A 24865-nucleotide genomic window follows, 5' to 3' on the forward strand; every position below is an offset into this window, starting at 1 on the left:
CTTTTTTCCGAAATAACAGGATAAACGCTCAATTCTACCCTTTGCCGCTTTAAATTAGGGATGATACACTGCTTAAAGTCACTAAATTGAAAGCGCTAAAAAATAGCTTTACGAAGTAAAGCTAAGTCTATGCTTACGAAGGTCAGATTTACTTCGTAAAGCTTTAAGGAGGAGAGATATGGATGTTCTCAGGCAACTGCGAGGCTATTACCGAGAGAAGCTGCATTATTTAATTCTTTCGATTGTATGCTTGGCCGCCGCAACTGCAGTGGGGCTAATTACCCCCAATTTGTTAAGGAAGCTGATCGATGAAGTAATTGTTCCACTCAAGTTTAAAGAGGTGCCTGTGTTGGCTCTCAGTGTGTTAGCTGTAGTAATCGTAAAAGCATGCCTGCAATTTGCACATGGTTTTTACGGAGGGCGGTTAGGTAATTTTCTAGCATATAGGCTACGTAACGCTTGTTATGAGAAATTGCAATTTCTATCTTTCCGTTATTATGATACCGCGAAAACAGGAGATCTGATGTCCCGGCTGACCGGGGATTTGGAAGCGATTCGGAACTTTATCGGTTTTGGTTTTGCTCAGTTGCTAAATGTGTTTTTTATGGTGTTCTTTGGTTCTATTATGATGTTCACCATTAATTGGCAGCTAACATTGGTTACTTTGATTACTATGCCATTTCTGGCAGCAGTAGCTTTAAGATTTGAGTCCAAGATTCATCCGGCCTTCCAAGAGATGCGCCTTGCGCTGAGTTCTCTGACAACGGCTGTACAGGAGAATATCACGGGTGTGCGAACTGTCAAATCGTTTGCTAGAGAGGCTCACGAAGTTGAGAAATTCTCACACCGTAATGAACGTTATAAGAATAATCAGATTTTTGCCGCAGAGCTCTGGAGTAAGTTCTTTCCTGTCATGGAGCTTTTAGCATCGGTGAGTATAGCTATCCTGTTAGGCGTAGGTGGTACACTTGTCATTAACGGGAAAATGTCACTAGGGGAATTGGTTGCCTTCTTCAGTTTGATTTGGTACATCATTGGACCGGTATGGGGGCTAGGCTTTCATATTAATAACTATACACAGTCCAAAGCTTCGGGAGAACGTGTACTTGAAGTACTTAATCAAAAAATTGATGTGAAGGATAAAGAGGATGCCCGTGAACTGGTGCCTTCCGAGGTTAAAGGGGACGTTGCCTTTAATCATGTCACCTTTGCGTACGGGAACAAAATGCCTGCTGTTACTGACATCCATTTTGAAGCCAAATCAGGTGAAATTATCGGATTTCTTGGAGGCACAGGTTCAGGTAAATCCACTATTACTCAACTGATGATGCGTGCTTATGATGTCAATGAAGGGAGTATTACGCTGGATGGCATTGATATTAGAGAATATAGTGTGCGCAGTCTGCGGTCACAGATTGCCACCGTATTCCAGGAAACATTCCTGTTCTCCTCATCCATCCGCAACAATATCTCATATGGTTTGAAAAATGTAAGCATGGAGGAGATTATCCGTGCTGCACAGCTGGCAAAGGCGCATGATTTCATCATGGAGATGGCAGACGGCTATGACACTGTAGTGGGTGAACGCGGGATGGGGCTCTCTGGCGGACAAAAGCAGCGGATTGCGATCGCAAGAGCCCTGCTTAAGAATCCGCGTATCCTCATCCTCGACGATGCGACTAGTGCGGTCGATATGGAAACGGAACATGAGATTCAAGCGGGATTCCAGGAGGTCATGAATGGGCGTACAACACTTATAATTGCCCATCGGATATCCTCCTTGCGACATGCGGATCAGATCATTGTCATGAACGAAGGTCATGTTCAGCAGCGTGGTACTCATCAGGAGCTAATTGAGGTTCCGGGCCCATACCAAGATGTATACCGGATACAATATGCTGACTATCTGGCCAGAGCTACCGGAAGAGGGGAGGAGTGAGGCATATGAAACTTGAAGCCAAACAGAACACCGCTACGGTAGCAAAGCGTAAAGCAGCCGAGCAGAAGACACTTGATGAACGTTTCGTGTACAAAGACGATGATGTTATCGACAAAGCGTTTGACTGGAAGCAGTTCACCAGATTATTCAGCTATATGAAGCCTTACGCCAAACAGATGCTTCCACTGGTATCTATCATGATGATTCTGGGAACCATTACGAAGCTGACCGTTCCTTTCTTGACAAGTTTAGCTATCGACCGTGCTATAGCACCTAAGGTTGGGAATCCAAGCTTAACACTTCTTTATTCGCTTACGGCAGGTGTCATTGTCTTATATCTCATTCAATGGATTGCAGGTGTGTACCGGATTAAGTACACGAACATCATTGGACAAAGAGTCATTTATGACTTGCGTTCTGACTTGTTCAAGCATATTCAGAAGCTCTCTTTTAACTTCTTCGATAAACGCCCGGCAGGCTCGGTATTAGTACGTGTAACGAATGATATCAACTCACTGCAGGATTTGTTCACGAACGGGGTAGTCAATCTGATGATTGACTGTGTACAGCTTTTGGGGATTACCATTATTCTGTTATTGATCAACTGGAAACTTGGTCTTGCAGTAATGGTTACGGTTCCGATCATGTTCTTTATTTCTACTAAGCTGCGTCAGAAGATTCGGATCGCTTGGCAGGATGTGCGGATGAAGAACTCTAGAATTAATTCTCACTTAAACGAATCGATTCAGGGGATCAGAGTCACACAGGCCTATACACAAGAACGTGAAAACATGAATTATTTCGATTTTATGAATACAGACAGCAAAAAGTCCTGGAATAAAGCATCTGCGATGAACCAAGCTTTCGGGCCGATGATCGAGATCACTGGTGGTTTTGGAACGATGATCCTCTTTTGGCTAGGAGCGTATCTCATCCAATCTGGCGAGCTTACTGTCGGTTTGCTGGTAGCGTTCAGTTCTTATGTCAGCAACTTCTGGGACCCGATCAACCGTCTGGGGCAGATGTATAACCAGCTCCTGGTAGCGATGGCTTCCTCAGAACGGATCTTTGAATATTTGGATGAGAAGCCTTCGGTTCAAGATAATCCAGGGGCTAAACCACTAGGGATGATTCGTGGAGATATTACCTTTAATAAAGTTGTTTTTGAATATGAAAAAGGTCGGGCGGCTTTAAAAGGCATCGATCTGGATGTAAAAGCTGGGCAATCGATCGCGCTGGTGGGTCATACTGGCTCAGGGAAAAGTACAATTATTAATCTGATTGGCCGGTTCTATGATATTAAGAGCGGAAGAATTACGATTGACGGTGAAGATATCCGTGAAGTTACACTAGATAGTCTGAGAAGGCAGATCGGAATCGTGCTGCAGGACACCTTCATCTTCTCAGGAACGATTCGCGATAATATCCGATTTGGCCGACTGGATGCTACCGATGAAGAAGTGGAAAATGCTGCGAAAGCCGTAGACGCCCATGACTTTATTATGAAGCTTCCTGGCGGGTATGAGACAGAGGTAGAAGAGCGTGGTAGTGCCTTGTCCATGGGACAGCGTCAGCTGCTCTCCTTTGCCCGTGCATTATTGGCGAATCCACGGATTCTGATCCTTGATGAAGCTACGGCAAGTATTGATACAGAAACGGAGCTGAAGATTCAAGAGGCACTCAAAATCTTACTTCAGGGCCGGACCTCCTTTATCGTCGCTCATAGACTATCTACCATTCGCCATGCGGATAAAATAGTCGTTCTGGACCATGGTGAGATTAAAGAAGAAGGAACCCACCGGGAACTGACATCACGTGATGGTGTGTATAACGGATTAATAGAAGCGCAGTTCCGCTTTCTATAGCAAAGAACAACAGCCCATTCCCCTTGCGAAAGCAAATGAGGAGTGGGCTGTTTTATATCGTACATCCAATTATTTCGGGCGTTTAGGTAATCTACCCGTTATACGTAGCTCAAACATTTGGGCACAAATATCCTGATGCCACTGTGTATCCGTTGTTTGTTCCGCTAACAGTATTTCATTCTGTAGTCGTGCCATCTCGAAGCAGTAAGTAGCATTCACCTGAAGGCATTGCTGTTGTTCCGTTTCTTCGGAGGCTGTAAGCTGACGTAGACGACTTAGAGTGTATAGCTCGGCAAGACGTTCATGGACTGGAAGCATACATTTTACCTCCTGGAAATAGTTAAGCCACATATTAGTCTCGCCAAAAAAATTGTAATTCAATCATCATGAGAATAATGATAGGAAGGTTACAAATGATTAAGGATTTTGAGCAATGGGAGAACCTGTGGGATATTTAAAGGAAGGTTTGATAAAGGAAGGTACAGAATTAGCATTCTGGATTCGGAGCTTTCTATTGCAGTATCTACAATAGAAAGCTCCTTTACCGCTCACAAAATAACATCTATTGTACTTTGTGCAACTGTTATTCAAAAAATGTGCTATTAAAGGGCATTTTACTATTATTGATTGCAGAAAATACAACAGAACTACATTCCAGCTCAATATACATAAATTCTGTTGCACAAAATACAACAGAAAAAATCCCCCCGAAAGAAAACGGGGGATCATGAATCGAAACGTCTTAGTCCATATAAATTTCTACAATGGTAACGTTCCGTTCGCGGGAAAGATCCACGAACATTCCGTCAATCTTTACCAGTGGACGGAAAATATCGACCATATTGTTCATAATAATCACGCCAATATCACCTGTGTCCAGCAACACACGCTTGCCGATGAAATTGGGCATTAAATGCTGGATAAACGCTTGAACCGTTCTAGCATTCAGTTTACCGAAGCTTAGATTGTTTATTTCACGCAGGACGGAAATAAGCTCTTGCTTCGACTGATAGACTCGTTTAGAAGTCATTGCACTATAGATGTCAGCTACAGCTGCGATTTGTGCATAAGGATGAATATCGGCTTTGGTTAGACCGCTCGGATAGCCAGAGCCGTCCTCACGTTCATGATGTTGGAGAGCAGCCAAAGCTGTGTAAGAATCGTCCATGGAATTCCGTATAATTTCGTAGCCGTACTTTGTATGTAGTTTGATTTCCTCGAACTCATCTGGCGTTAGCTTGCCTGGTTTATTCAAGAGAGAGGGTGAAATCCGACATTTTCCAATATCAATCAAATATCCTGCACGGCCAATTTCATAGCATTCTTGTTTGGAATAACCAAGCCATATCGCAATATAATAAGAGAGCATGCCTACCTGAAGGGAGTGATTATAGGTATAGTTATCTTCCCGATCTAGCAAAAGCAGGAGGGACACTACATCTTTATGCTTGTCCAAAGTTTGAAGCGAAGGCTGAAGAATGTCGTTTACCACGGATTGGTTGAAGCTTCCTTTTAATAACGCTTCCATATAAAGAGACTCGAAGCCGTCAATCATGGTATCAAAACTAGTGGTCACCGTTTGAATAATTGAAGGTCTGCTGAGGGGTGATACCTCTTCCTCTAACGTCTCGATATCAACATAATCAACTCCGAGCTGCATCAGCTTGGCAATATCATTTATTTGGAGCAGCGATCCTTTTGGTAATACATGTAAACCCCTAGAACTATACGCGTCCGCGTTAAGGTGATTACCAGGTTTTAGATCCGAGACGTGTACTCTCAATGCCTATGCCACCTTTTATCCGATTTTATCCAGAATATCAACAAAGTTCAGATTTTTCAATCAAAAAGGAGAAAAGATTATTTGGAGGTTATATCGATAGCTTTTTGATCAGCGTTCACCCAATGTTGGCCCGATTCATTAATGTCTTTTTTCCAAACGGGAACCGTCTGTTTCAATCGTTCAATGGCAAAGCGGCTGGCTTCGTAACAGGTATCGCGATGGGGTGTGGAGATGGCAATGATAACACTTGCTTCCTTTAAACCTACATGCCCAATGCGGTGAGATATGGCGCAGTTTGCGCTCCAGCGGTTCTTGACCTCTTTACCAATCTCCTCTAGTTTACTTAAGGCCATAGGAATATAGGCTTCATAATGAAGTGCGGTTGTACGTTGTTCACCGGTCATTTCACGTGTAGTGCCGATAAATACTAAGGATGCTCCGTGATCGACGTCAAGAACAGCATTTAGAAGCTTCTCTGCATTTAAAGGCTGGTCCGATATACTGTAGAGACCATTAGTAGAAGTTTCATATATAGTGCCATTCTCCCCCCCGGAAACTGGAGGAATAAGTGCGACTTCGGAAGACGCTGTGATGATAGAATCATCAGGAGCATATTCTTGGTCAATGGCAATTAAAGAAGCCCCAATTTGGGATGCTGCGTTCGGATAAGAGGCAGATAGAAGCTCCTTCAGCTTGCCAGCTGTTAAGGGAATCTCAGTCGCTTGGAAGGACAGAGAAGAAGAGCCGATTGTCTCAGCCAGACCCGCGAATAGTCGGATAGTAATATGCATTTTTATTCTCCTCTGATGTATGATCTGATGTCTTCAATATACCATAATGTGTCTGAAAATGTTATGCTAGGCTCTATAAGATCACGCACCGACTGCTTCATTAAAGAGCAGCTCAAGGGTAGGAGGAATGTTGCTTATGGGGCATGTGCCGCAAAGACTGACCATACTTCATACCAATGATATACATAGCCATTTTGAAATGGTAAGTCCGATGGCAGCGGAAATATTCGCACAAAGGGCTGCAGCGGGAGAAGAGCCTATACTGCTGCTGGATATTGGTGATCATATGGATCGTGCAGCTGTTGAAACAGAAGGCACTATGGGTCAGGCTAACATCGACGTATTAAACTTAACAGGATATGATGCTGTAACCATTGGCAATAATGAGGGACTTACGTTCTCACAGGAAATGTTGTCATCTATTTTTGCCGGGTTACAGTGTCCGGTAGTTTGTTGTAATTTTGTAGAGTCTTCGACAGGAAAGCCACCAAGCTGGATGAAGTGTCATGCGATCTTGGAGAAGGATGGAATTAGAATTGGAGTGACCGGAGCAACAGCGGCATTTACTTCGTTCTATTCCCTTTTGGGCTGGGATGCTTTAGATCCTGAGACTGCGCTCCGGGAACAATGCCAACTTTTAGCGCCACAGGTGGATATTTTAATCGTTCTATCTCATCTCGGACTTCCTACGGATAAAATTCTGGCAGAACGGTTAGAGGGCGTACATGCCATTCTTGGTGGACATACGCATCATTTGCTGGAAGAGCCGCTCATGATTAACGGAACAGCGGTATGCGGAGCGGGGAAATTCGGGCGATATCTTGGGAAGTTGCAATTTGAGCGGAGAGATGAACAAGCTGAATTCTACCTGGTTACAGGTGGTTGTATTTCAATTGACCCCTTACTTAAGGAAGGGATTGTAGGTCCTGCCGTCGCAATTCATTTGGAGCATGGTCGTGAATCTCTTCAGACAGTAGTAGCGATTACAGATCGTGAGCTTCCTTTGGATTTGCAGGGAGAGTCTCCTTTTGGCAATCTTCTGGCACAAGCAGTACGTAGATTTACAGGAACTAGTTTGTCATTAGTTAACACGGGTCAACTGCTAGGACCATTGCCGGAAGGCGAGGTTACGACAGGGATGCTACACGCACTTTGTCCTTCTCCCATCAATACTTGCATAATTAAGCTAAAGGGTAAAGATATTCGCACAGCTTTGGAACAGAGCCTTACAGAGGAATTTTATAATAAGGTCATCTACGGGTACGGTTTCCGCGGGATTCATCTGGGCAGTTTGGCAGTAGATGGATTAAAAATCTTGTACGACCCACTAAAGATACCGTATGATAAGAGTGTTGCAGTTTTTGTCGAAGGAAACCCACTGGAGGATGAAAGAGAGTATAATGTTGGTACGCTGGACATGTTTACTTTCAGGGCTGGCTATGAGACGATCGCGAATGGGAAGGATGCTTTGTTTCTATTACCACATTTTTTGCGCGATCTCTTGCGGATGGAGTTACAGCGTCCAAACAGCCTCGATGAATGCTTGCTTACTCGCTGGGAGGCTAAGTCTGAATAAGGCCAACAGCTCATAATCTACACTTATAGGCTCGATCTAACAGTGCTAGATTTCCAAAAATAGGAGGACAGTTATGGACACGATTACCGCTATTATTCTAGCAATTGTCGAAGGGATCACTGAATTTATTCCTGTATCTTCGACCGGGCACATGATCTTGACTACGAAGCTATTGGGTTTCGCTGAGCAAGATTCGATTATGAAGACTTATGAAATTGTAATTCAACTAGGGGCGATTTTGGCGATTGCACTTGTTTACCGCAAGCGTGTGCTTAATTTGCTAGGGATAGGACGTAGTAGTTCGGGCAGAGGAGGCGTTATGCCGGCATCCCGTCTGAATTTAATTCATGTGATTCTTGGGATTGCCCCAGCGCTTGCTGTGGCATTTTTTGCCCGTGATTTTATCAAAAGTCTCTTTGGTGCTTCCACTGTGCTCTGGGCGCTTGTGGCCGGAGGGATTCTAATGATTGTAGCAGAATGGGTGAACAGACGCAAAATACGGATTACTGCTCACGAACTGGATGATTTGTCTTACGGACAGGCGCTGGCGATTGGATTGTATCAGATTATTTCGGTCCTCTGGCCTGGCTTCTCCCGCTCCGGGTCTACGATTTCTGGAGGGATGTTAAGCGGGGTCAGCTATAAGGCCTCTGCGGATTTTTCCTTCCTCATAGCGATTCCTATCATGTGTGCGGCTTCCGGATATGAACTGCTGGATTCGTATAAAGATTTCACAAGTGAGTCGATTGGTTATTTTGTAATTGGATTTTTGATTTCTTTTGTAGTGGCGTATATAGTAGTCATTTTGTTTATGAAATTGATTCAGAAAATTAGATTAACGCATTTCGCGATCTATCGATTCATACTTGCTGCTGTATTCTGGTTGTTTATTATGCGTTAATGTCCATTGGCATATACCTAGACACATCTGATTTTCTTAAAGGTACACCTGTCTGAATGTCCATCAAAACGGTATAGACAAAGCGTGTTGCCCAAGGATTTCAATACAGAATAGTATTTTACCGTTAAAGGCAGGAGTGAGTTTAGTGCGTTTAGTATCCGTGAATCAGCTTCAAGCAGGCATGAAATTAGGTAAAAAAATATATAATGATGAAGGTCTAACTCTACTCGCGGATGGGGTGGAGCTTACGGATGCATTGATCAAGCGTCTTGCAAGGATTGACATCGGCTATATCTACATAGAGGATTCTGTCACAGACGATATTGTGATTACTAGTATTCTACAGGATGAGACGCGCAATCAGGCCCTAAAGGTGATTCGTAATCAATTTCAGCATATGTCTGGGGCTTCAGGAATTACCAAGGGTCTGTATCATCTGGACAAAAAATTTTCTAAGATCATGGATAATATTTTAGATGATATGTCTTTGCAAGAAGATCCGATGATCATGCTGATGGATATGCACACTGCTGATAACTATTTATATGTCCATTCCCTGAATGTCTGCTTGTACACTTTAGTGCTTGGTATAGCTCACGGGTATAGCAAAGAGGAACTTCGAGTGATTGGGCTTGGCGCGCTGCTGCATGATATTGGGAAGACACAAATTCCGATAAAAATCGTACAGAAACCCGACAGGCTCAGTGATGAAGAATTCCGCCACATGCAGGCTCATACCGAAATCGGGTTTCAGATTCTAAAGGAGGAACCGAATATCCCGCTGCTCGCAGCACATTGTGCCTTGCAGCATCATGAACGCATCGACGGTTCCGGATATCCTCGGGGATTAACAGGACCCCAAATCCATGAATATGCCAAGTGGCTGGGTATAGCGGACTCCTACGATGCCATGACCTCCAATAGAGTCTACAAAAAGGCTATGCTGCCACATCAAGCCGTTGAGGCCCTCTATGTTGGTTCCGGTACTTTGTATGAGCAGAAGCATTTAGAGTTGTTTAGAGATCGTGTAGCTATCTATCCGCTGGGACTTACGGTGAAGCTTAGTACGGGTGAGAGCGGGGTTGTGGTCAAAATAGATCCAAGTACGCCTCACAGGCCCACCATACGTGTGCTTACGGGTGCTGAAGGAGAGAAAGTCGTACCATTTGAACGAGATCTTAGTAAAGCCCTCTCCGTTGTTATTATTGACGTCGCAGAACAAGGCGGTTCTTTGGAAACGCAAAATTGATTATTTATAGCAGCGTGGAGAGAAGATTAGGCTTGTCCGAAGAGATGTCGGAAGCCTATTTTTCGTCTCGCTGCTTTTATTTTTTTGAAATGTAAGGTAAGTAAAGACGGCCAGAAAGACATCCAAAGTGCAGTTTTTTTGACTAACGTGGTATGATATAGGGTAAGTCATCGTTCTTTCTTCATGATTTTGGGTTAATAATAGGAATAAGATTTAAAGGAGCTAGTACAAATGAATGTTTTAAGACCATTAATATCTTCACCGAGGGAGCTGTCGCCAAGTTACGATCCATGGGATCCAATCACTTCTCTACGTAAGCATGGCCGCCATGTGCTAACGAGTGTGGAATTCACTGTAACCAATTTATGCAATATGCGATGCGAGCACTGTGCTGTAGGTGATAGTCTAACCTCTAGAGAAGGGGATATGCTACCCCTTAAGAATATGCTAGACCGTTTAGAGGAAGTTGAACATCTGGAGACCATTAGTATTACAGGCGGAGAGCCTATGTTCCGCGCCGGAACAGTAGATAATATCATTGTGCCATTGTTGAAGTACGCCAAGGAGCGGGGAATCAGATCACAAATTAATTCTAATCTGACAATGCCATATTCCCGATATGAGAAGCTGCTTCCTTATCTGGACGTTATGCATATTTCATTTAATTATGTGAACGGTGATGATTTTCATGAAGTCGGTTTTGCGAACAGTGGTCATGCGGTTGCCAAGGAAGCCGCTTACCGGTTATATAATACAATGATTGAGAACTCTCGTCAGTTAAGTGAGGATGGTATGTTAATTTCTGCGGAAACTATGATTAATTACCGTACCCACACTAAGCTGCCTGAAATTCATAAGCTGATTCTTGACATGGGAGCAAAACGACATGAGGTTCATCCGATGTACAATTCAAGCTTTGCTTCCGCACTGCCAGTGTTGTCCTTAAATGAAATGCGGACTGCGATCCATTCGTTACTGGACCAGCGTGATCCAGAGGTATGGATGCTGTTCGGCACGCTTCCGTTTTTTGCATGTAGCTTCCTGGAAGAAGATCAGAAGTTGCTAAGTAGAATGCGTGCAGAGAAGAATGTTACGCTTCGTAATGATCCGGATGGTCGGAATCGTGTGAACGTAAATATGTTTACTGGAGATGTTTTTGTTACAGATTTCGCGGATATCGCAGCCTTTGGCAACATAGATAACCAAAAATTGGATGATATATTTATCGATTGGCAGACGAAGCATCCGCTGAACCAGAAGGTAAACTGTTACTGCGATGCAGCTGGTTGTTGCGGACCTAACCTGTTAGTAGCGGATATGTATTATCCGGAAGTGGACTTCAAAACTAGAAAAGCGATCAATCTGTAGAAATGAGGCGTTGTTAACGTGGTGCATACGGAATTTGAAGTTGGGAGATTAATGCTTAATCTTTTGCTTGTTCTGGTGCTCGTATTATTGAACGGTATTTTTGTAGCAGCGGAGTTCTCATTAGTTAAGGTCAGACAGTCTCGTCTGACCCAACTTGTCAGTGAAGGTAATAAAATGGCTGGATATGCACTCAAGGTCAATAAGAAACTGGATTCGTACTTATCTGCCACCCAATTCGGGATAACACTTGCCTCACTGGGGTTAGGTTGGGTCGGTGAGCCGGCCATTTCTGAGCTGCTCGTCGAACCGTTAATGTATAAGATGGGAATTACCGATGGTACTCTGATTTCTACCGTTTCTGTTGTTATTGGATTTTCAATTATTACATTTTTACATATTGTACTTGGGGAGCTTGCACCGAAATCCCTTGCAATTCAAAGAACAGAAGGGTCTGCGCTATTGCTCTCGGCACCTCTGATGTTCTTCTATAATCTGTTCATGCCTTTTATCTGGGTACTGAATGCATCGGCGAACGCATTGCTTCGCTTAGTGGGTGTTGAGCCTGCGAATGAGGGAGAAGCCGCCCACTCAGAAGAGGAAATTCGTATCCTGATGAATCAGAGTGCTAAGAGTGGTGTCATTGATAAAGATGAGATGAAGCTGATGGATAATATCTTTGAATTCTCTGATCTGCTCGCACGTGAAGTTATGATGCCGCGTACGGACATGGATGTGCTGTACAGTAATCTTTCGCTCGAAGAAAACATGAAGATCATTACCGAAACGAGACATTCACGTTATCCGGTTGCCTTTGAAGATAAGGACCGTATTATCGGTTTTATTCATATTACCGACCTGTTGTTTGCTCCACCTGAGCAGCAGAATGATCTTACGACTTTGGTTCGACCGATCCTTAACGTACCGGAATCGATGGAGATTAGCCACACACTGCGATTTATGCAGAAGAATAAAGCTCAGCTAACGCTAGTTGTTGATGAATACGGCGGTACAGCCGGGCTACTGACAGCAGAAGAAATTCTGGAAGAAATCGTAGGCGATCTTCATGACGAGTTCGAAGATGAGCGTCCAAGTGTGGAACGTAATGGAGAGTATATTTCCGTTGAGGGCCGGATGTTGATTGAAGATGTCAACGATCTTACAGGTGTAGTGATCGAAGATGATGAAGTGGATTCCATAGGTGGCTGGTTGTTTAAGGAGCTGGAAGGTAATCCAAGTAAGGGTAAACGAGTTAAAGTTGAAGATGTTGTTTTTGAAGTAGAGGAATCGACAAGACTACGGATTACTAGAATTAATATTCATCACGAACCGCGTGTGGAGGATGAAGAAACCTCTTCAGAACAAGACGAGGATAAAGATTAACCTATTGAAAATAGTACGTATTGTTCCGGGTGATCAGGGATAAAATGAACTCCTCCTGCTAGAGCTGCATGGCTCATGACAGGGGGAGTTTTTTGTGGACACATAAAGGACATAGCGTTCGACTATGCTAATGTTTATAAATGATTTGAAAGCGGGGTCTAGATTGAAAAAGAAGCTTCTTCTCGTTGAGGATGAAATTCGTATTCGTGAACTGGTGTCTGATTATTTCATACAGAATGATTGGGAAGTGCTCGAAGCGGATAATGGAAAAGATGCATTGATTTGGTTTGACTCAATGCTGCCGGATCTGCTGATTTTAGATATCATGATGCCTGCCATGAATGGCTTTGAAGTGTGCCGAGAAGTTCGTGAGAAATCAGCGATACCAATCATATTGTTAACTGCCAAGTCCACAGATGAAGACAAGATCTATGGATTTGAATTAGGTGCGGATGATTATGTTACAAAGCCATTTAGTCCAAAGGTGTTGGTAGCCCGGGCAAATGCACTTATGAAGCGTGTTGAAGGCACCCATCAGCCTGAATCCAGTATAATAAAATTTGGTTCTGCGATGTTTAACACCTTAGCTCATCGGTTAGAGGTAGAAGATGCGGAAGTGGAGCTTAGCCCTAAGGAATACGATCTTTTATGGCTTTTAATACGAAATAAAGGGATTGTCATTTCAAGGGATACGATCCTTAGTCGGATTTGGGGAATTGAATTTGAAGGAGACTCCAGAGTTGTGGACAGTCATATTAAAAAGCTTAGAAGTAAATTGGGTTATGAATCTCGGTTTATTCGTACGGTGATTGGTACAGGGTACATGTTTGAGGAAGAGGCATGAGAAGACGCGGAATTACTTTTAAACTGTTTGTGATGACTGTTATCTTTTTCCTCTGCTTTTATGGGATGGTCATTCTAAGCCAAACGCTATTGTTTGATAATTTCTACCAAAAACAAAAAGAGAACCGCGTGGAGAAACATCTTAAGAGCTTTGCTGCAAGATATATAAGCGAGCCGTGGGGAAGCACTCGAACCTCCCAGGAGCTCGTTCGGTTTATGCTGCGGAATAAAACACAAATGGTTATTTTGAAGCTGGATGGAAAAATGAATTCGGAAGATCCATTTCATATAAAGTTAATTGATGATGATGGAAAGAGTATGGTTGTTTCTTTATCCCTATTCATGAATCAGTACGGGGATGCGCTTAGAGCAGCAAACATAAAAGTAGATGATCAGTTGAGCGTTGAAGGTGAACTTCTGGATGAAGACAGTTCTTCACCCGTTATACTCTACCCTATAAGTATTACAAAAAAAGGGAGCGGGACAATAGGGGAGACGGAAGAAACCGGGATGATTCATGCATCTGGTACAGTTGCAGAAATTGTACTGCCTGATATGAAAATATGGAATCCACGCCAAGGCATACTGTTTGAGGCTCTAGAGGAATGGTTTCCATTGACGCCGGCGCAGATAGACGACTTCAAAAATTTGAAATTGCAGAAGCAAGACTGGATTGCTCCCTGGAGTGGGAGTCGTAATTCTGTGATTATCATGCCCCTTAAGCAAAGTAACGGAGAAATTGAACTACTATTCACAGTTACCTCATTACAGGAAGTCAAGGATTCGAACGAGGCGTTGCGTTGGTTCTTTTTATATCTGGGAATAGGCGGTATTGTTCTGATTTTGGTTCTTTCTCTCTTTTTTTCGAAAATGGTCACGCGTCCGCTAATTAAGTTAAACAACATAGCCAAACGGATGGTTTCTCTGGACTTTACAGGGGATACATCGATTCGGCAGAAGGATGAGCTAGGCAGTCTTTCTAATAGCATGTTTACTTTATCACTAAGTCTGGATTCTGCTTTACGAGAGTTAAGAGAGGCCAACCAGCAGCTGGTTGAGGATATGGAGCAGAAACAAAGAATGGAGATCATGCAGCAGGACTTTTTTGCTAATGCCTCCCATGAATTGAAGACACCGCTCAGTATTATCAAAGGTTTTGCGGAGGGATTAGAAGACGGTGTTAGCGCCGGAAAGCAGGATCACTACATTAAGGTGATTATTGAGGAAGCAGATAAAATGGAGTTTCTTGTTAAAAACATGCTAGATCTAGCTCGATTGGAGTCGGGCACGATTAAACTTCGGAAAACTTCCTTCATGTTAAGTGAATTGACGGAAAAGGTGACGGACAAGCTGGTTCACTTGCTGAGTGAAAAACATTTGGAGGTCATCATTATTCCTGCGAACGAATTACCAATATATGCTGATATGAACTGGATCGAACAAGTTGTGCTGAATTTTATGACCAATGCTATCAGACATGCGGAAGAAAGAAGTTCTATCACTGTCAATATTGAGAGTCATGCCCAGACTATTGTATTCACAGTTCAAAATATAGGAGAATCCATCCCCGAAGATCAGCTGGAGCAAATTTGGGAACGGTTCTATCGGTCTGAGCCGTCTCGCAGTCGAATGACGGGTGGTACAGGTCTGGGGCTTTCCATTGCGAAGCGAATACTAGATATGCACGCTTGTCTTTATACAGTGAAAAATACGGAGAACGGCGTCAGCTTTACTGTGACCTTTGAAGGTTAAACGGATCTACAAAAAATACTACAATGAAAGGGGTGAAACCGTATGAAATTGAATTGGTTGCCTTCAATGTGCACACTTGGAAACTTGGGGCTTGGATCACTATCTTTGTATTTCACGGTTCAAGAACGATACAGCCTGGCTTTATTAATGATATTGTTTGCGGCAATATGCGATGTACTCGATGGATTACTAGCAAGAATACTGCAATGTACCAGTGAATTCGGTAAACAATTGGACTCATTGGCGGATATTATATCATTTGGTTTAGCGCCAACCTTCCTTATCTTATTGTATAGGTTAGAAGATGCTCACTGGATTGGACCTGCAGCTTCAGTTTTCTTTTTGATCTGTGGTGCACTTCGTTTGGCCAGATTTAATCTGTCGGCGCCTTCCAAAGGGTTCGTGGGGATGCCCATTACTGCTGCTGGAGTCATTCTGTCGATGATTTCTTTACTAGATGAACGCATGAAACCAGGACTAGTCATCGTATTAATGGCAATACTGTCCGTAATGATGGTCAGTCGTATCCCATTTCCGTCACTTAAAAAATCCTTCAACAGGAAGTGATACACCCATGCCTTGGATTATTGAGATCATTTCGCAGTACGGATATTTAGCCATATTTGCCCTTATGGCACTTGGGATTATCGGACTTCCTGTACCGGATGAGGTGTTAATGCTGTTTGTAGGCTATTTATCATCCGTTATGGTTTTGGACTTTTCACTTTCTGTATTGGTTTGTTTCATGGGATCTATCACAGGAATGCTTATCAGCTATACCATTGGTTTAAGACTAGGGCAACCTGTGGTAGAAAAATTCGGCAAGTGGGTTGGACTTACACCCAAGCGTTTTGCCAGTATGAAAAGATGGTTTTTGCGGTTCGGCAACTGGGCGATTTTTATTGCCTATTTCATTCCCGGTCTGAGGCATGTATCAAGCTATATCTCAGGAATCAGTGCGATGTCTTTCAAAAAATATATACTCATAACGACTGCAGGAGCCCTAACCTGGTCACTCCTTTTTGTTTCCATCGGCTTTTTTGTGGGGGCAAGGTTTTCCTTTTTATAGCCAATGGATGATCAGCAATATTAATCGCAATTGAATGGAGCAAGATCTATGAATGTATTGAAGCGATTCTACGCGAATATAACCACCAGGCGTTTTTTTATTCTCGCACTTATCGGGTTGCTGCTGTTCAGTATTCGAGGGATGCTTAATCTGGTGTTGCTGACGTTTTTGATTGCTTTTGTCATGAACAGCTTTCAGACATTGCTTAGTAAACAAATCGGTAAATTTATGAAGGTCAACAGTAAGGTGATTATTGTCATTTTATACCTCGCTTTAATCGCAGTGATTGTACTGGCCCTTGCTAAATATCTCCCTAAAGTATTGGAACAGATTAAGCAATTAACCATCTTCCTTACCAATCTCAAATCAGAAGATCTTCCGCAGAACAAGATTACATTGTATTTGTATGATATGTTCAGGGACCTTAACTATCAGTCCTACATCAAAAGAGGTATCGATTATGTGCTGAAGGTTAGCAACTGGGGTGCGACATTTGTTATATCGACCATTCTAAGTTTTGTGTTTATTCTGGAGAAGAACCGGGTCGTCAGTTTCACTTCTAGGATGAGAGAGAGCCGGATTGCCTGGTTTTATATAGATTTGGAGTATTTCAGCCGAAAATTCATCGTTTCCTTTGGGAAAGTAATTGAAGCACAAATTCTCATTGCCATGTTCAACACCTGTCTTACTGTAATTGGCTTGTGGCTGCTTAACTTCCCATATTTATTTGCCCTTTCGATCTTGATTTTTCTGCTCAGTCTCATTCCGGTGGTTGGTTTTTTGATTTCGCTCATTCCGCTCTTAATCATCGGCTACAACATCGGTGGTCTGACAACAGTCACTTATGTGCTGGGGATTATTGCGGTATTGCATTTTATCGAAGGCTATTTCTTGAATCCTAAGTTGATGTCTACAAAAATGAATTTGCCGATGTTCTACACCTTTATCGTGTTGTTGTTTTCTGAGCATTATATAGGTGTGTGGGGACTTCTTCTTGGTATTCCCATCTTTGTATTTATGTTGGATATCCTTGAGATTACCCACGAAGAGTCGTCCGAAAAAGTGAAGTCTTGATCTTAATACTCAATATGATCCAAGTTACAAGCTGTTTTCGGTACTTTTCCGAAGGCAGCTTATTTGTCGTGTAATTACACGAAAAGTACAAGCCTGAGAGATTTTTTTGTAAATAACGTTTTATATTGTGTTCTGCTGTCATAAGTTAGCTAAGGAAGCTATGTTCAGATTCTTCAAAAAAGGAACAGGAACAAAGGAGGTACGAAAAGATGGAATCACAGGTACGGAGGTACACCCCCTTTAGGGGCCCATTTGATCCTTGCCCGCCGGTGCCGTTTAAGACTTATGTAGTTCCACCCAATCAATTCGTTAATTTTCAGCCGCCAGATTTACCTCAGTTTAGTTTGCAGGAGGCTCTAAGGTATGGCACGTTATGGCCAGCATTTTACAGTCCGTATGAGTCCAAGTGCAAAGGAGGAGGGAAATAGACTATGGAGGCAAATCCTTGCGACCAACGTTATTACGAATTGCTTGAGCAGCTGCAGACACTTGACTTTGCCTTAGTGGAGTTGAACTTATATCTAAATACTCATCCTGATGATTTGAGAAGTATTGAACAATTTAATCAGCTGACTCAGGAACGTACCAAGCTAGCGAATCAATTTCAGGAATTATATGGTCCGCTGCAGAATTTTGGCCGCGCTTATTCGAAATGTCCGTGGGAATGGAATCAGACGCCTTGGCCTTGGCAGGTATAAGAAGTGTGTACTGTAAATAACTAAGTTTCTAGAGGAGGGGAAGTTCCCGAATGTGGATATATGAGAAGAAGCTGCAATATCCGGTACGGGTCGGCAAATGTGATATCCGGATGGCGCGTTATTTAAGTGAGCAATACGGAGGAGCAGACGGCGAGCTGGCCGCAGCCCTGCGCTATATGAATCAAAGATACACGATACCGGATAAAGTTATTGGCGTTTTGAACGATATTTCTACAGAAGAATCAGCGCAATGAGGTTATCAGTAAAGAAATAACCTCATTGCTCAGGCAGTTTTGGATACAATCGCATGTCGAATTCCCGCATGGTTTCTGGTTTCCTCCAATGCCCTCGTTTCTCCTTGCTATATACGGTGCCTTGAAGCACTGATTTTAGCAGACTATTGCGCTCGGATGGATCGTCTATTTTATCATACACATCTAGGACATGCTCCACTTGAGGTATAATCCCCGCCTTTGCCTCTCTGCGATGTCTCTCCAGATTTAATTCTTCATTTGCTGCAGACAACCCATTTTCAGCATCGGCAATTCTTTCAGACAGGTTTTGGGATCGCTCCATAAACACTTCAATACTGTACACCCCACGTTCTAATAAATCATGCAAAGCACTGGACTGCTGCCGCAATTCCCCTAATGTTTTCTCCAGATCCTTAACTATCAGAGATTTGGTATTAAGTAGCTCATCGGTATTCTCCGTTTCAACAGGCATATTGTTGTCCCATTTTGCTTTATACTGGTTGATCCAGATCCGCAAACCCTCAAGAATACGTTCTTCTACTAAAATAAACTGTGAACTGATTTGTTTACACAGAGGAGTCACACATATAAGAGATGGTTCAGATTGATTTGAATATGGACGTCGCACCATCAAACGCCCACATAAAGAACATCTTACAAGTCCTGCTAAAGAACTGGTTATTACTCCTGAAGGAGCTGGGACATGATATCTTCCCTTAAGGATTCTTTGAGCCATATCCCATGTCTCCTTAGTAATAATTGCTTCGTGCTTTCCAGGTACTCTAATCCAAAGATCTTCTGATACTTCAGGACGTTTTTTCTGAATCTGGCCATCTTTACGAGTTTTCTTTTCTGGGCGCCGATTCCATACGATTTCACCGTTATAAACCGGATTTTGTAAAATTCCGCTGATTGTTGCTACAACCCATAATGAACCTCTGGCAGTTGGCACACCAAGGAGATTGAGCTTTTTCGCAATGTTACCCATGCCCATGTTTTGAGTCGTATACATATCATAGATCATTTTAACGATTGGAGCCTGTTCAGGATTAGGTGTTAGGCTGTATGACTTATCCTCTAATCGTATTTTATTATAGCCATAGGGAGGGGTGTTCCCAATGTAGTTACCCTCTTTGACGGACTGAATCCGCCCAGCCTGCTGCCTGCGATTGATAGTTTTGTATTCGCGGCGGCTCATAAACAACCCGAATTCAAAGTATTCTTCGTCGAATTCATTGTCAGGGTCATAGACTTTAACCGGAGTAATGATTTTGGTGCCGCTATATTTAAAGGCTTGTGCAACAAACCCTTGATCCATAGTATCTCCCCGGGCAAGTCGCTCAATTTCCATTACTAACACACCTGCCCATTTCCCATCTTCAACATCCTGCAGAAGTTGCTGCATTTCTGGACGATCAGCAACCCTTTCACCTGAAACAATTTCTCTATATATCTTTGAGATATTTATATTCATTTTTTTAGCAATTGCAAGCAGCGCTGTTTCATGCTTTTTAAGAGTTTCCCCTTCGCCACGAGCTTCTGCGTCCATATCTGCACGAGATTTGCGTAAATAAAGAGCGTAATCTTCAAATATGTTCATGCTCAAATCGGTTACCTCCCAATGACTTCTAGCATTATGTGCTTATTTTATAGCAGATGGAAGTCAAACACCATAGCACCATAAGTGGGACTTTACGGAAGATTGTTCCATATATTACAACGAGATTTTTTCTTCCGATACCTCTACTATTGATACAACAGCATGATTATCAGAGGAGATTAAGGGTATGAAGATTATAGGAGTAAAAATCGAAGGCAGGACAGGTGAGGAATCCGATTTCGTGATTTTCCCGATACAATCAGTAAATTATATCACGATGTTTAGTATTGGTAGATCGGCAGAACCACTGCCAGCCTTCCACACTACGGGTGGGTCATATGCTCCGATTGTAACTCTCCGTGATCTTGCAGGTGCTTTGAGTCAGTTTGGATTTACTTACTATGACAAATCAACTTTGGTTAATAAGAACCGTATCAAAGGACGTAAAAGAGACAAAGGTGTCTTAATTGTGACCTTTGTCGATAATTCGGAAATTGCAGTTGCTGGACGAAGCCGCTATAGATAAATAAAAGCTGCAATTGAACCCCCTTAAGTTGCACTCCAAAACCGACAATATATGACATAATACGCGAAACAACCCATGTATAATATAGAAAAGGCAGAAACTCACGGGTTAGACTTCAAGAATTCTTGAAGTTCGCACCGGATCGGGAGGATAAACCTCCGCGCCTCACTTGGATATTTCGACTATGCGCCAGGTATACAGCATTTCAGGGTTGGACAGCTTCATTGCTTTACTGATTGTTATCGCTGTTCCGAATCCCATTTTAGTGCGGTTATGGGCATAGTCAGATAATTGACTCTCAGGATATCCAGTGCTAATATGCACCTCGCGCTGAGATATACCGGTCAATTTATACAATTCCAAGAGGCGGCAACGATCCGGTTCATACCGCATCGTCCCTACTCCTTAATAGTTTTCTAAATTTTGAGAACAAGAGAACGTTTACGAACATATGCTCTTATGTTAAGATGGTTAAATAAATCACCCACGAATCGGATGGTGACAAGATGGATTCTACAGACAACGAAAAGATGCTTAACAAAACATTGGGTGGGTTGAGTTTATCTGACGAGCAAATTTACAAGTTATCTGAACATACTAAATCAATCTTCACTGGAGAATATGATTTTTGCTGCTCTCTTGAGTTTTTTTTGAACTTCAACATCGGAGAGGTCAAGTCCTAAATCGCTTTCTAAGTGCCTGAAGAAATCAATTTTTTTCTGGGTTTCTATATCGTCTTTTAAATCAACATTGTATTTTGTTGAGGACTCGTTAACCGTATCTCCTTTTTTCACTAAATAACCTGAATTTGAAGCTTCCGCGAGAATCGGTTTGATCTCATCGGGGGCTTTTTCAATATGTCCAGCTAAAAGAAGTGAATCAACGTCCCCACCGGTAATTTCAGCTAGCGCTCTATTGAGTGCATCTGATGCAGGTGGGTTTTTTCCGTTTTGTAGTCTGCTTAGGTATTGTTTGCTTGCAGACAGTCCTCTTTTTTCAAGTTCTAAAGAAATGTCGTCCAGGGTGAGTTTAGAACGATTTATAAAATTCTTTAAAAGTTCTGCATAATTCAATGCTTTCAGCCTCCTTCAACAACCTATTATCTCATTATTGACATTAAAATATCAATTAGTGCCCGTTGATATTTTTATATTATTTATAGTTGACATTATTATGTTGTGTTGATATTATTGTGTTACAAAGTAAACATAAAAATATCAACTTGGTGGTGAACAAATGAAATATTCTGAGATGCTGAAAGACTCCATCAGAAAAGAAAAGTTGACTCTTAATGAGATTTCAGAGAGACTCGAAAATCTTGGACGGAAAACTAACAAGATATACATCAGTAAACTTCAAAACGGTAAGCTGCCTCCAGCTAGTGACAATTTAAACGATGCTTTAGCAAAAATCCTTAACATTGATCCAGTCGAATTAATGGCAGCTGCTTACCGCGAAAAGATACCACCTGAAGTACTGAAACGACTTTGCACCTCAGCATAGACAGGAGGTAGATATAATGGCTGTCCCACTCAATGAGCTGCATACACATAGATCAAGAGGTGATGCGGCAGTGAGTAGTAAAAATTCGCTCCCAGAAGGCAATGTCGTTAAAACGGTCTGGATCGGTGAAAGCAAAATTGAGTTTTGTGATGATTTTGTAGCTCGTACACCGGAAGCCATCGCACAAGTAGAACGTGAGTTTCACTTGGCGGGTTGGAGCATCATTAAGAAGCTCCGCAAACAAGGAATTCATATATAACAAATCCCGCCTTGCATATCGCATAGGCGGGCGGGGAATGGCATCGGCAAGGGGAATTGCTTGGATTAATCATACATCACGCCTCTGTCCAAAAGCATTCCCTATATTTGGACATTTACAGGAGGAATTGATATGGCAGTTGGACATTTTCCCGAAGCGCTAAAAGAAGTCATGCAGCGCAAGGGTGTCACCTTGGCTAAAGTTGGGCAAGCCGCCCATGTAGATGGTTCACAAATCGGTAAGATCGTTAATGGTAGCCGCAAAGCTTCCAAACAGGTGATGCAGGCTACAGCGACTCATTATGATGATGCTCAATTAATACTGGCTGCGGCAGCTGAGGTAACCGGGGGTGCTTCGGTCCCCTGGCTCAATAACGCCGATCTTCATCCCAGCTCAACGCATATCAAAACTATCGAAGAGATTCAGGAAGCATTGCAGGCGCTGCTTACCCTACCGATCACTAAGAGCCTTGAACAACTAAAGGATAGGGACCGAGAGAATATCAAAAACGGCATCATGGAACAGCTTGAGGCAATAACGGCGCTTACTCATAATGCTGCTGCACTTTGCCAAAAGTATGAATTTTCATACATAGCCCTTTGGACAGAGCATCGGGCAGAGCTTAAAGCAAAAAACTATGTGAAATGAGGTAGAGAGATGGAAAGAACAGCATTGGTTGCCGAAGCAAGAGCAGCCGGGAAGACAGCCACCCATAACTTGAAGGTGATCCGTAAACAGCCGGACAAGATGTTGCCGGGGAAAGTCGGGGATGCAGAGATTTATCTGAATACCATGATCCGCATTGCAAAATTTGAAATGAAAAACGACCGCCGGTCAGGGCAGTCGCAGTTGAGATTCCGTCTAAAGAGCCTCGTTGTGTCCATTTTAACCGTAGATCAGCCAAAACGCAAGGAGGCACGGCTATGAGTGATGATAAAAAAACAGTTACTAAGGGATTCAAAGTGACTCCAGACAACAAGAAATTTATTGATGATTTGTTCGCTGCTTCGGGATTTGCAGATCAAGAAGAGTTTCTTCTTCATCTTGCTGCGCTCTACGAAATGGAGCAGTTAAAGAACGGGGAATACGCCGGATATTCCAAACAGCTTGACGAAATGGGGTTTCATACCCGCAGAATGACTGAACTGTTCCTTGGAATGATTCAGACGGAAAGCCATCTACGGTCCCAACTGAGTGAAGATCACGCCATTCGACTTGCAGACGTGTCAAGTGAAATCGCGACCCAACAGGATGAAATCCGCAACATCACAGTTGAGTTGAAAAACGAAACTCAAGCCGGGGCCGAACAGCGGAAGCAAATCGGAGAGCTCGAAAAGCATGTTCAGCAGCTCCAGCAAGCGAACGAACGGGGCGAACAGTTGATTTCCGAATACAAGGGGCGTATTGATTCACTTTCCGCACTCGTTGCCGATCAGCAGGAATCAGTTAACCAAGCGAAGGCGGTAGATCAACGGTTAACCGAGTTATCCAAGTTAACCGAAGAACAGGCGCGAAAGATTGAGCGGAAGGCGGAAGCCTCCCATGAAGATGCGCTTAAGCACGAACGTGAATTGTCCGAGCTTCGTTCCCGCGCTGAGTTGGAGCAAGAGAAGGCTTTGCTTGCAGAGCGCCGTCAGCTTCAAGACCAGCTTAATGCTGAACGTGAGGCAAACAATGCGGAGCAGCGCAGACTCTACGCCGATTTGGATAAGCTTCGTCAGCAACTTTCAGATAGCAAGCAGGTGAAAGCGAATAGTCAGGCTGCCAAACCAAAGGTCGGCAAACCGAATGAGTCAGAAAGCAAATAGGGCAGGGCTTCAGCCCCTGTCTTGGAATGTCGGACCTTAGAAATAACCTTTCCTCCGTCCGGGATTCCAAGATGCGGCTGACGCATCAGAATCTAATTGAAAGGGGAACGGCATTATGATACCTGATCATTTACTTCAGGATCGTTACTGGCGGGGGCTGCTTCACATCTTTATGAATCATAACAAGCTTAAGCAATTATTGTCGAAGCCGGAATTTGTTGATTTTGAAGAACTTACTGTCCATGTGGATGAATTGATTAAAGCTTCAAAAAGTTGGAGTCCTTCTGAGAGATTTATGCTCACATGTGCTCTTCATTTGTTCAATGGTATTAACACCATCGACATCCCGCAAGCTGATCGCTTAGACGACAAGAACACGGAAATACTGCGAGAAGCTCTGCTACTTCGCTTAGCGAGATAAGGAGGCGGGCTTATGCTACTCGTTCTCAAGGGCGACACCGTTCGGACAAGCTCCGGGCTATCAGGTGAAATAACGGATATATGGGGTATTGCTCGACCTTGGGCGAAACTCCGGCAGGAAGGCGGCGAATTAGCCTTTATCCTGCGAACAGACATTACGGAGATTTTAAAACGCCCTCCAGCTAAGAAGGGCAAACGATGATGAGA

The 24865-nt window shown here is 43.1% G+C and carries 28 protein-coding genes and 1 pseudogene; 23 read left to right on the forward strand and 6 right to left on the reverse strand.

Features of this window, described 5'->3' with window-relative positions:
* The first annotated feature begins 178 nt into the window (after nt 1–178).
* The gene (locus CA598_RS08200; RefSeq protein WP_094876189.1) at nt 179–1939 is read left to right on the forward strand and encodes an ABC transporter ATP-binding protein; all 1761 of its coding nucleotides are present in this window, start codon (nt 179–181) and stop codon (nt 1937–1939) included.
* A 5-nt stretch (nt 1940–1944) separates the two neighbouring features.
* Nucleotides 1945–3804, forward strand: a complete 1860-nt coding sequence (locus tag CA598_RS08205) for an ABC transporter ATP-binding protein (protein WP_094876190.1) — start codon at nt 1945–1947, stop codon at nt 3802–3804.
* A gap of 69 nt (nt 3805–3873) precedes the next feature.
* On the opposite strand, the gene CA598_RS08210 is transcribed toward CA598_RS08205, so the two are convergent.
* The 3 genes from CA598_RS08210 to CA598_RS08220 all read right to left on the reverse strand — a co-directional run bounded on the left by CA598_RS08210 (nt 3874) and on the right by CA598_RS08220 (nt 6378).
* On the reverse strand, nt 3874–4122 hold the full coding sequence (locus tag CA598_RS08210; protein ID WP_094876191.1) for a DUF7667 family protein: 249 nt from the start codon (nt 4120–4122) through the stop codon (nt 3874–3876).
* Nucleotides 4123–4546: 424 nt separating this feature from the next.
* Nucleotides 4547–5587 (reverse strand): HD-GYP domain-containing protein, encoded by a 1041-nt coding sequence (locus CA598_RS08215; protein ID WP_094876192.1) that lies wholly within the window; start codon nt 5585–5587, stop codon nt 4547–4549.
* A gap of 77 nt (nt 5588–5664) precedes the next feature.
* Nucleotides 5665–6378: a molybdenum cofactor biosynthesis protein gene (locus tag CA598_RS08220; RefSeq protein WP_094876193.1), complete on the reverse strand. Its 714-nt coding sequence runs from the start codon at nt 6376–6378 to the stop codon at nt 5665–5667.
* A gap of 136 nt (nt 6379–6514) precedes the next feature.
* Here CA598_RS08220 and CA598_RS08225 point away from each other — a divergent pair, with 136 nt between their 5' ends.
* From CA598_RS08225 to CA598_RS08285, 13 genes and pseudogenes are all read left to right on the forward strand, one after another.
* Nucleotides 6515–7954: a bifunctional metallophosphatase/5'-nucleotidase gene (locus CA598_RS08225; RefSeq protein ID WP_256990399.1), complete on the forward strand. Its 1440-nt coding sequence runs from the start codon at nt 6515–6517 to the stop codon at nt 7952–7954.
* Nucleotides 7955–8027: 73 nt separating this feature from the next.
* The gene (locus tag CA598_RS08230; protein WP_094870377.1) at nt 8028–8855 is read left to right on the forward strand and encodes an undecaprenyl-diphosphate phosphatase; all 828 of its coding nucleotides are present in this window, start codon (nt 8028–8030) and stop codon (nt 8853–8855) included.
* A 145-nt stretch (nt 8856–9000) separates the two neighbouring features.
* Nucleotides 9001–10104, forward strand: a complete 1104-nt coding sequence (locus CA598_RS08235; protein WP_094876195.1) for an HD-GYP domain-containing protein — start codon at nt 9001–9003, stop codon at nt 10102–10104.
* A 231-nt stretch (nt 10105–10335) separates the two neighbouring features.
* Nucleotides 10336–11472, forward strand: a complete 1137-nt coding sequence (gene yfkAB / locus CA598_RS08240; RefSeq protein ID WP_094870379.1) for a radical SAM/CxCxxxxC motif protein YfkAB — start codon at nt 10336–10338, stop codon at nt 11470–11472.
* 51 nt (nt 11473–11523) lie between these two features.
* The gene (locus CA598_RS08245; protein ID WP_094870414.1) at nt 11524–12852 is read left to right on the forward strand and encodes a hemolysin family protein; all 1329 of its coding nucleotides are present in this window, start codon (nt 11524–11526) and stop codon (nt 12850–12852) included.
* A 163-nt stretch (nt 12853–13015) separates the two neighbouring features.
* A complete protein-coding gene (locus CA598_RS08250) occupies nt 13016–13696 on the forward strand; it encodes a response regulator transcription factor (protein ID WP_094876196.1) in 681 nt (226 codons plus the stop codon).
* On the forward strand, nt 13693–15447 hold the full coding sequence (locus CA598_RS08255) for a sensor histidine kinase (protein ID WP_094876197.1): 1755 nt from the start codon (nt 13693–13695) through the stop codon (nt 15445–15447). Before CA598_RS08250 ends, CA598_RS08255 begins: the two co-directional genes overlap by 4 nt.
* A 42-nt stretch (nt 15448–15489) precedes the next feature.
* Nucleotides 15490–16014, forward strand: a complete 525-nt coding sequence (pssA, locus tag CA598_RS08260; RefSeq protein ID WP_094870381.1) for a CDP-diacylglycerol--serine O-phosphatidyltransferase — start codon at nt 15490–15492, stop codon at nt 16012–16014.
* 7 nt (nt 16015–16021) lie between these two features.
* Nucleotides 16022–16516, forward strand: a complete 495-nt coding sequence (locus CA598_RS08265; protein WP_094870382.1) for a DedA family protein — start codon at nt 16022–16024, stop codon at nt 16514–16516.
* Nucleotides 16517–16564: 48 nt separating this feature from the next.
* Nucleotides 16565–17590 (forward strand): AI-2E family transporter, encoded by a 1026-nt coding sequence (locus CA598_RS08270; RefSeq protein WP_094870383.1) that lies wholly within the window; start codon nt 16565–16567, stop codon nt 17588–17590.
* 209 nt (nt 17591–17799) lie between these two features.
* Nucleotides 17800–18018, forward strand: a complete 219-nt coding sequence (locus tag CA598_RS08275) for a spore coat associated protein CotJA (protein WP_094870384.1) — start codon at nt 17800–17802, stop codon at nt 18016–18018.
* Nucleotides 18019–18021: 3 nt separating this feature from the next.
* Nucleotides 18022–18288 (forward strand): spore coat protein CotJB, encoded by a 267-nt coding sequence (locus CA598_RS08280; protein WP_094870385.1) that lies wholly within the window; start codon nt 18022–18024, stop codon nt 18286–18288.
* Nucleotides 18289–18338: 50 nt separating this feature from the next.
* Nucleotides 18339–18536 (forward strand): annotated as a pseudogene (locus tag CA598_RS08285) (manganese catalase family protein); the annotation flags it as partial.
* Nucleotides 18537–18564: 28 nt separating this feature from the next.
* Here the strand turns inward: CA598_RS08285 and CA598_RS08290 are convergent.
* A complete protein-coding gene (locus CA598_RS08290) occupies nt 18565–20142 on the reverse strand; it encodes a recombinase family protein (RefSeq protein ID WP_094876250.1) in 1578 nt (525 codons plus the stop codon).
* Between the two features lie 187 nt (nt 20143–20329).
* Between CA598_RS08290 and CA598_RS08295 the strand changes: the two genes are divergently transcribed.
* Nucleotides 20330–20668: a LytTR family transcriptional regulator DNA-binding domain-containing protein gene (locus tag CA598_RS08295; protein WP_094876198.1), complete on the forward strand. Its 339-nt coding sequence runs from the start codon at nt 20330–20332 to the stop codon at nt 20666–20668.
* 165 nt (nt 20669–20833) lie between these two features.
* Here CA598_RS08295 and CA598_RS08300 read toward each other — a convergent pair whose 3' ends face one another.
* Entirely contained in the window at nt 20834–21061 is a 228-nt protein-coding gene (locus CA598_RS08300) for a helix-turn-helix domain-containing protein (RefSeq protein ID WP_094876199.1), read from the reverse strand.
* A gap of 209 nt (nt 21062–21270) precedes the next feature.
* Nucleotides 21271–21741: a hypothetical protein gene (locus tag CA598_RS32205; RefSeq protein WP_179283614.1), complete on the reverse strand. Its 471-nt coding sequence runs from the start codon at nt 21739–21741 to the stop codon at nt 21271–21273.
* Between the two features lie 163 nt (nt 21742–21904).
* Here CA598_RS32205 and CA598_RS08310 point away from each other — a divergent pair, with 163 nt between their 5' ends.
* From CA598_RS08310 to CA598_RS08340, 7 genes are all read left to right on the forward strand, one after another.
* Nucleotides 21905–22171, forward strand: coding sequence for a helix-turn-helix transcriptional regulator (locus tag CA598_RS08310; protein ID WP_094876200.1), 267 nt, complete (start codon nt 21905–21907; stop codon nt 22169–22171).
* 16 nt (nt 22172–22187) lie between these two features.
* Nucleotides 22188–22430 (forward strand): hypothetical protein, encoded by a 243-nt coding sequence (locus CA598_RS08315; RefSeq protein WP_094876201.1) that lies wholly within the window; start codon nt 22188–22190, stop codon nt 22428–22430.
* Nucleotides 22431–22562: 132 nt separating this feature from the next.
* Nucleotides 22563–23078: a helix-turn-helix transcriptional regulator gene (locus CA598_RS08320; RefSeq protein WP_094876202.1), complete on the forward strand. Its 516-nt coding sequence runs from the start codon at nt 22563–22565 to the stop codon at nt 23076–23078.
* 9 nt (nt 23079–23087) lie between these two features.
* Entirely contained in the window at nt 23088–23357 is a 270-nt protein-coding gene (locus CA598_RS08325) for a hypothetical protein (RefSeq protein WP_094876203.1), read from the forward strand.
* On the forward strand, nt 23354–24238 hold the full coding sequence (locus CA598_RS08330; RefSeq protein ID WP_094876204.1) for a hypothetical protein: 885 nt from the start codon (nt 23354–23356) through the stop codon (nt 24236–24238). Before CA598_RS08325 ends, CA598_RS08330 begins: the two co-directional genes overlap by 4 nt.
* Nucleotides 24239–24353: 115 nt before the next feature.
* Nucleotides 24354–24659: a hypothetical protein gene (locus tag CA598_RS08335; protein WP_094876205.1), complete on the forward strand. Its 306-nt coding sequence runs from the start codon at nt 24354–24356 to the stop codon at nt 24657–24659.
* Nucleotides 24660–24671: 12 nt separating this feature from the next.
* Nucleotides 24672–24860 (forward strand): hypothetical protein, encoded by a 189-nt coding sequence (locus CA598_RS08340; protein WP_094876206.1) that lies wholly within the window; start codon nt 24672–24674, stop codon nt 24858–24860.
* Nucleotides 24861–24865: the final 5 nt, after the last annotated feature.

The sequence above is a fragment of the Paenibacillus sp. VTT E-133291 genome (assembly GCF_002264395.1).
In the GTDB taxonomy this organism is placed as follows: Bacteria; Bacillota; Bacilli; order Paenibacillales; family Paenibacillaceae; genus Paenibacillus_AQ; species Paenibacillus_AQ nitricinens.

Coding starts and splice junctions, on each gene's coding strand:
- CA598_RS08200 (WP_094876189.1), top strand. CDS start 179: ATGGATGTTCTCAGGCAACTGCGAGGCTATTACCGAGAGAAGCTGCAT.
- CA598_RS08205 (WP_094876190.1), top strand. CDS start 1,945: ATGAAACTTGAAGCCAAACAGAACACCGCTACGGTAGCAAAGCGTAAA.
- CA598_RS08210 (WP_094876191.1), bottom strand. CDS start 4,122: ATGCTTCCAGTCCATGAACGTCTTGCCGAGCTATACACTCTAAGTCGT.
- CA598_RS08220 (WP_094876193.1), bottom strand. CDS start 6,378: ATGCATATTACTATCCGACTATTCGCGGGTCTGGCTGAGACAATCGGC.
- CA598_RS08225 (WP_256990399.1), top strand. CDS start 6,515: ATGGGGCATGTGCCGCAAAGACTGACCATACTTCATACCAATGATATA.
- CA598_RS08230 (WP_094870377.1), top strand. CDS start 8,028: ATGGACACGATTACCGCTATTATTCTAGCAATTGTCGAAGGGATCACT.
- yfkAB (WP_094870379.1), top strand. CDS start 10,336: ATGAATGTTTTAAGACCATTAATATCTTCACCGAGGGAGCTGTCGCCA.
- CA598_RS08245 (WP_094870414.1), top strand. CDS start 11,524: ATGCTTAATCTTTTGCTTGTTCTGGTGCTCGTATTATTGAACGGTATT.
- CA598_RS08255 (WP_094876197.1), top strand. CDS start 13,693: ATGAGAAGACGCGGAATTACTTTTAAACTGTTTGTGATGACTGTTATC.
- pssA (WP_094870381.1), top strand. CDS start 15,490: ATGAAATTGAATTGGTTGCCTTCAATGTGCACACTTGGAAACTTGGGG.
- CA598_RS08265 (WP_094870382.1), top strand. CDS start 16,022: ATGCCTTGGATTATTGAGATCATTTCGCAGTACGGATATTTAGCCATA.
- CA598_RS08270 (WP_094870383.1), top strand. CDS start 16,565: ATGAATGTATTGAAGCGATTCTACGCGAATATAACCACCAGGCGTTTT.
- CA598_RS08275 (WP_094870384.1), top strand. CDS start 17,800: ATGGAATCACAGGTACGGAGGTACACCCCCTTTAGGGGCCCATTTGAT.
- CA598_RS08280 (WP_094870385.1), top strand. CDS start 18,022: ATGGAGGCAAATCCTTGCGACCAACGTTATTACGAATTGCTTGAGCAG.
- CA598_RS08290 (WP_094876250.1), bottom strand. CDS start 20,142: ATGAACATATTTGAAGATTACGCTCTTTATTTACGCAAATCTCGTGCA.
- CA598_RS08295 (WP_094876198.1), top strand. CDS start 20,330: ATGAAGATTATAGGAGTAAAAATCGAAGGCAGGACAGGTGAGGAATCC.
- CA598_RS08300 (WP_094876199.1), bottom strand. CDS start 21,061: ATGCGGTATGAACCGGATCGTTGCCGCCTCTTGGAATTGTATAAATTG.
- CA598_RS08310 (WP_094876200.1), top strand. CDS start 21,905: ATGAAATATTCTGAGATGCTGAAAGACTCCATCAGAAAAGAAAAGTTG.
- CA598_RS08315 (WP_094876201.1), top strand. CDS start 22,188: ATGGCTGTCCCACTCAATGAGCTGCATACACATAGATCAAGAGGTGAT.
- CA598_RS08320 (WP_094876202.1), top strand. CDS start 22,563: ATGGCAGTTGGACATTTTCCCGAAGCGCTAAAAGAAGTCATGCAGCGC.
- CA598_RS08325 (WP_094876203.1), top strand. CDS start 23,088: ATGGAAAGAACAGCATTGGTTGCCGAAGCAAGAGCAGCCGGGAAGACA.
- CA598_RS08330 (WP_094876204.1), top strand. CDS start 23,354: ATGAGTGATGATAAAAAAACAGTTACTAAGGGATTCAAAGTGACTCCA.
- CA598_RS08335 (WP_094876205.1), top strand. CDS start 24,354: ATGATACCTGATCATTTACTTCAGGATCGTTACTGGCGGGGGCTGCTT.
- CA598_RS08340 (WP_094876206.1), top strand. CDS start 24,672: ATGCTACTCGTTCTCAAGGGCGACACCGTTCGGACAAGCTCCGGGCTA.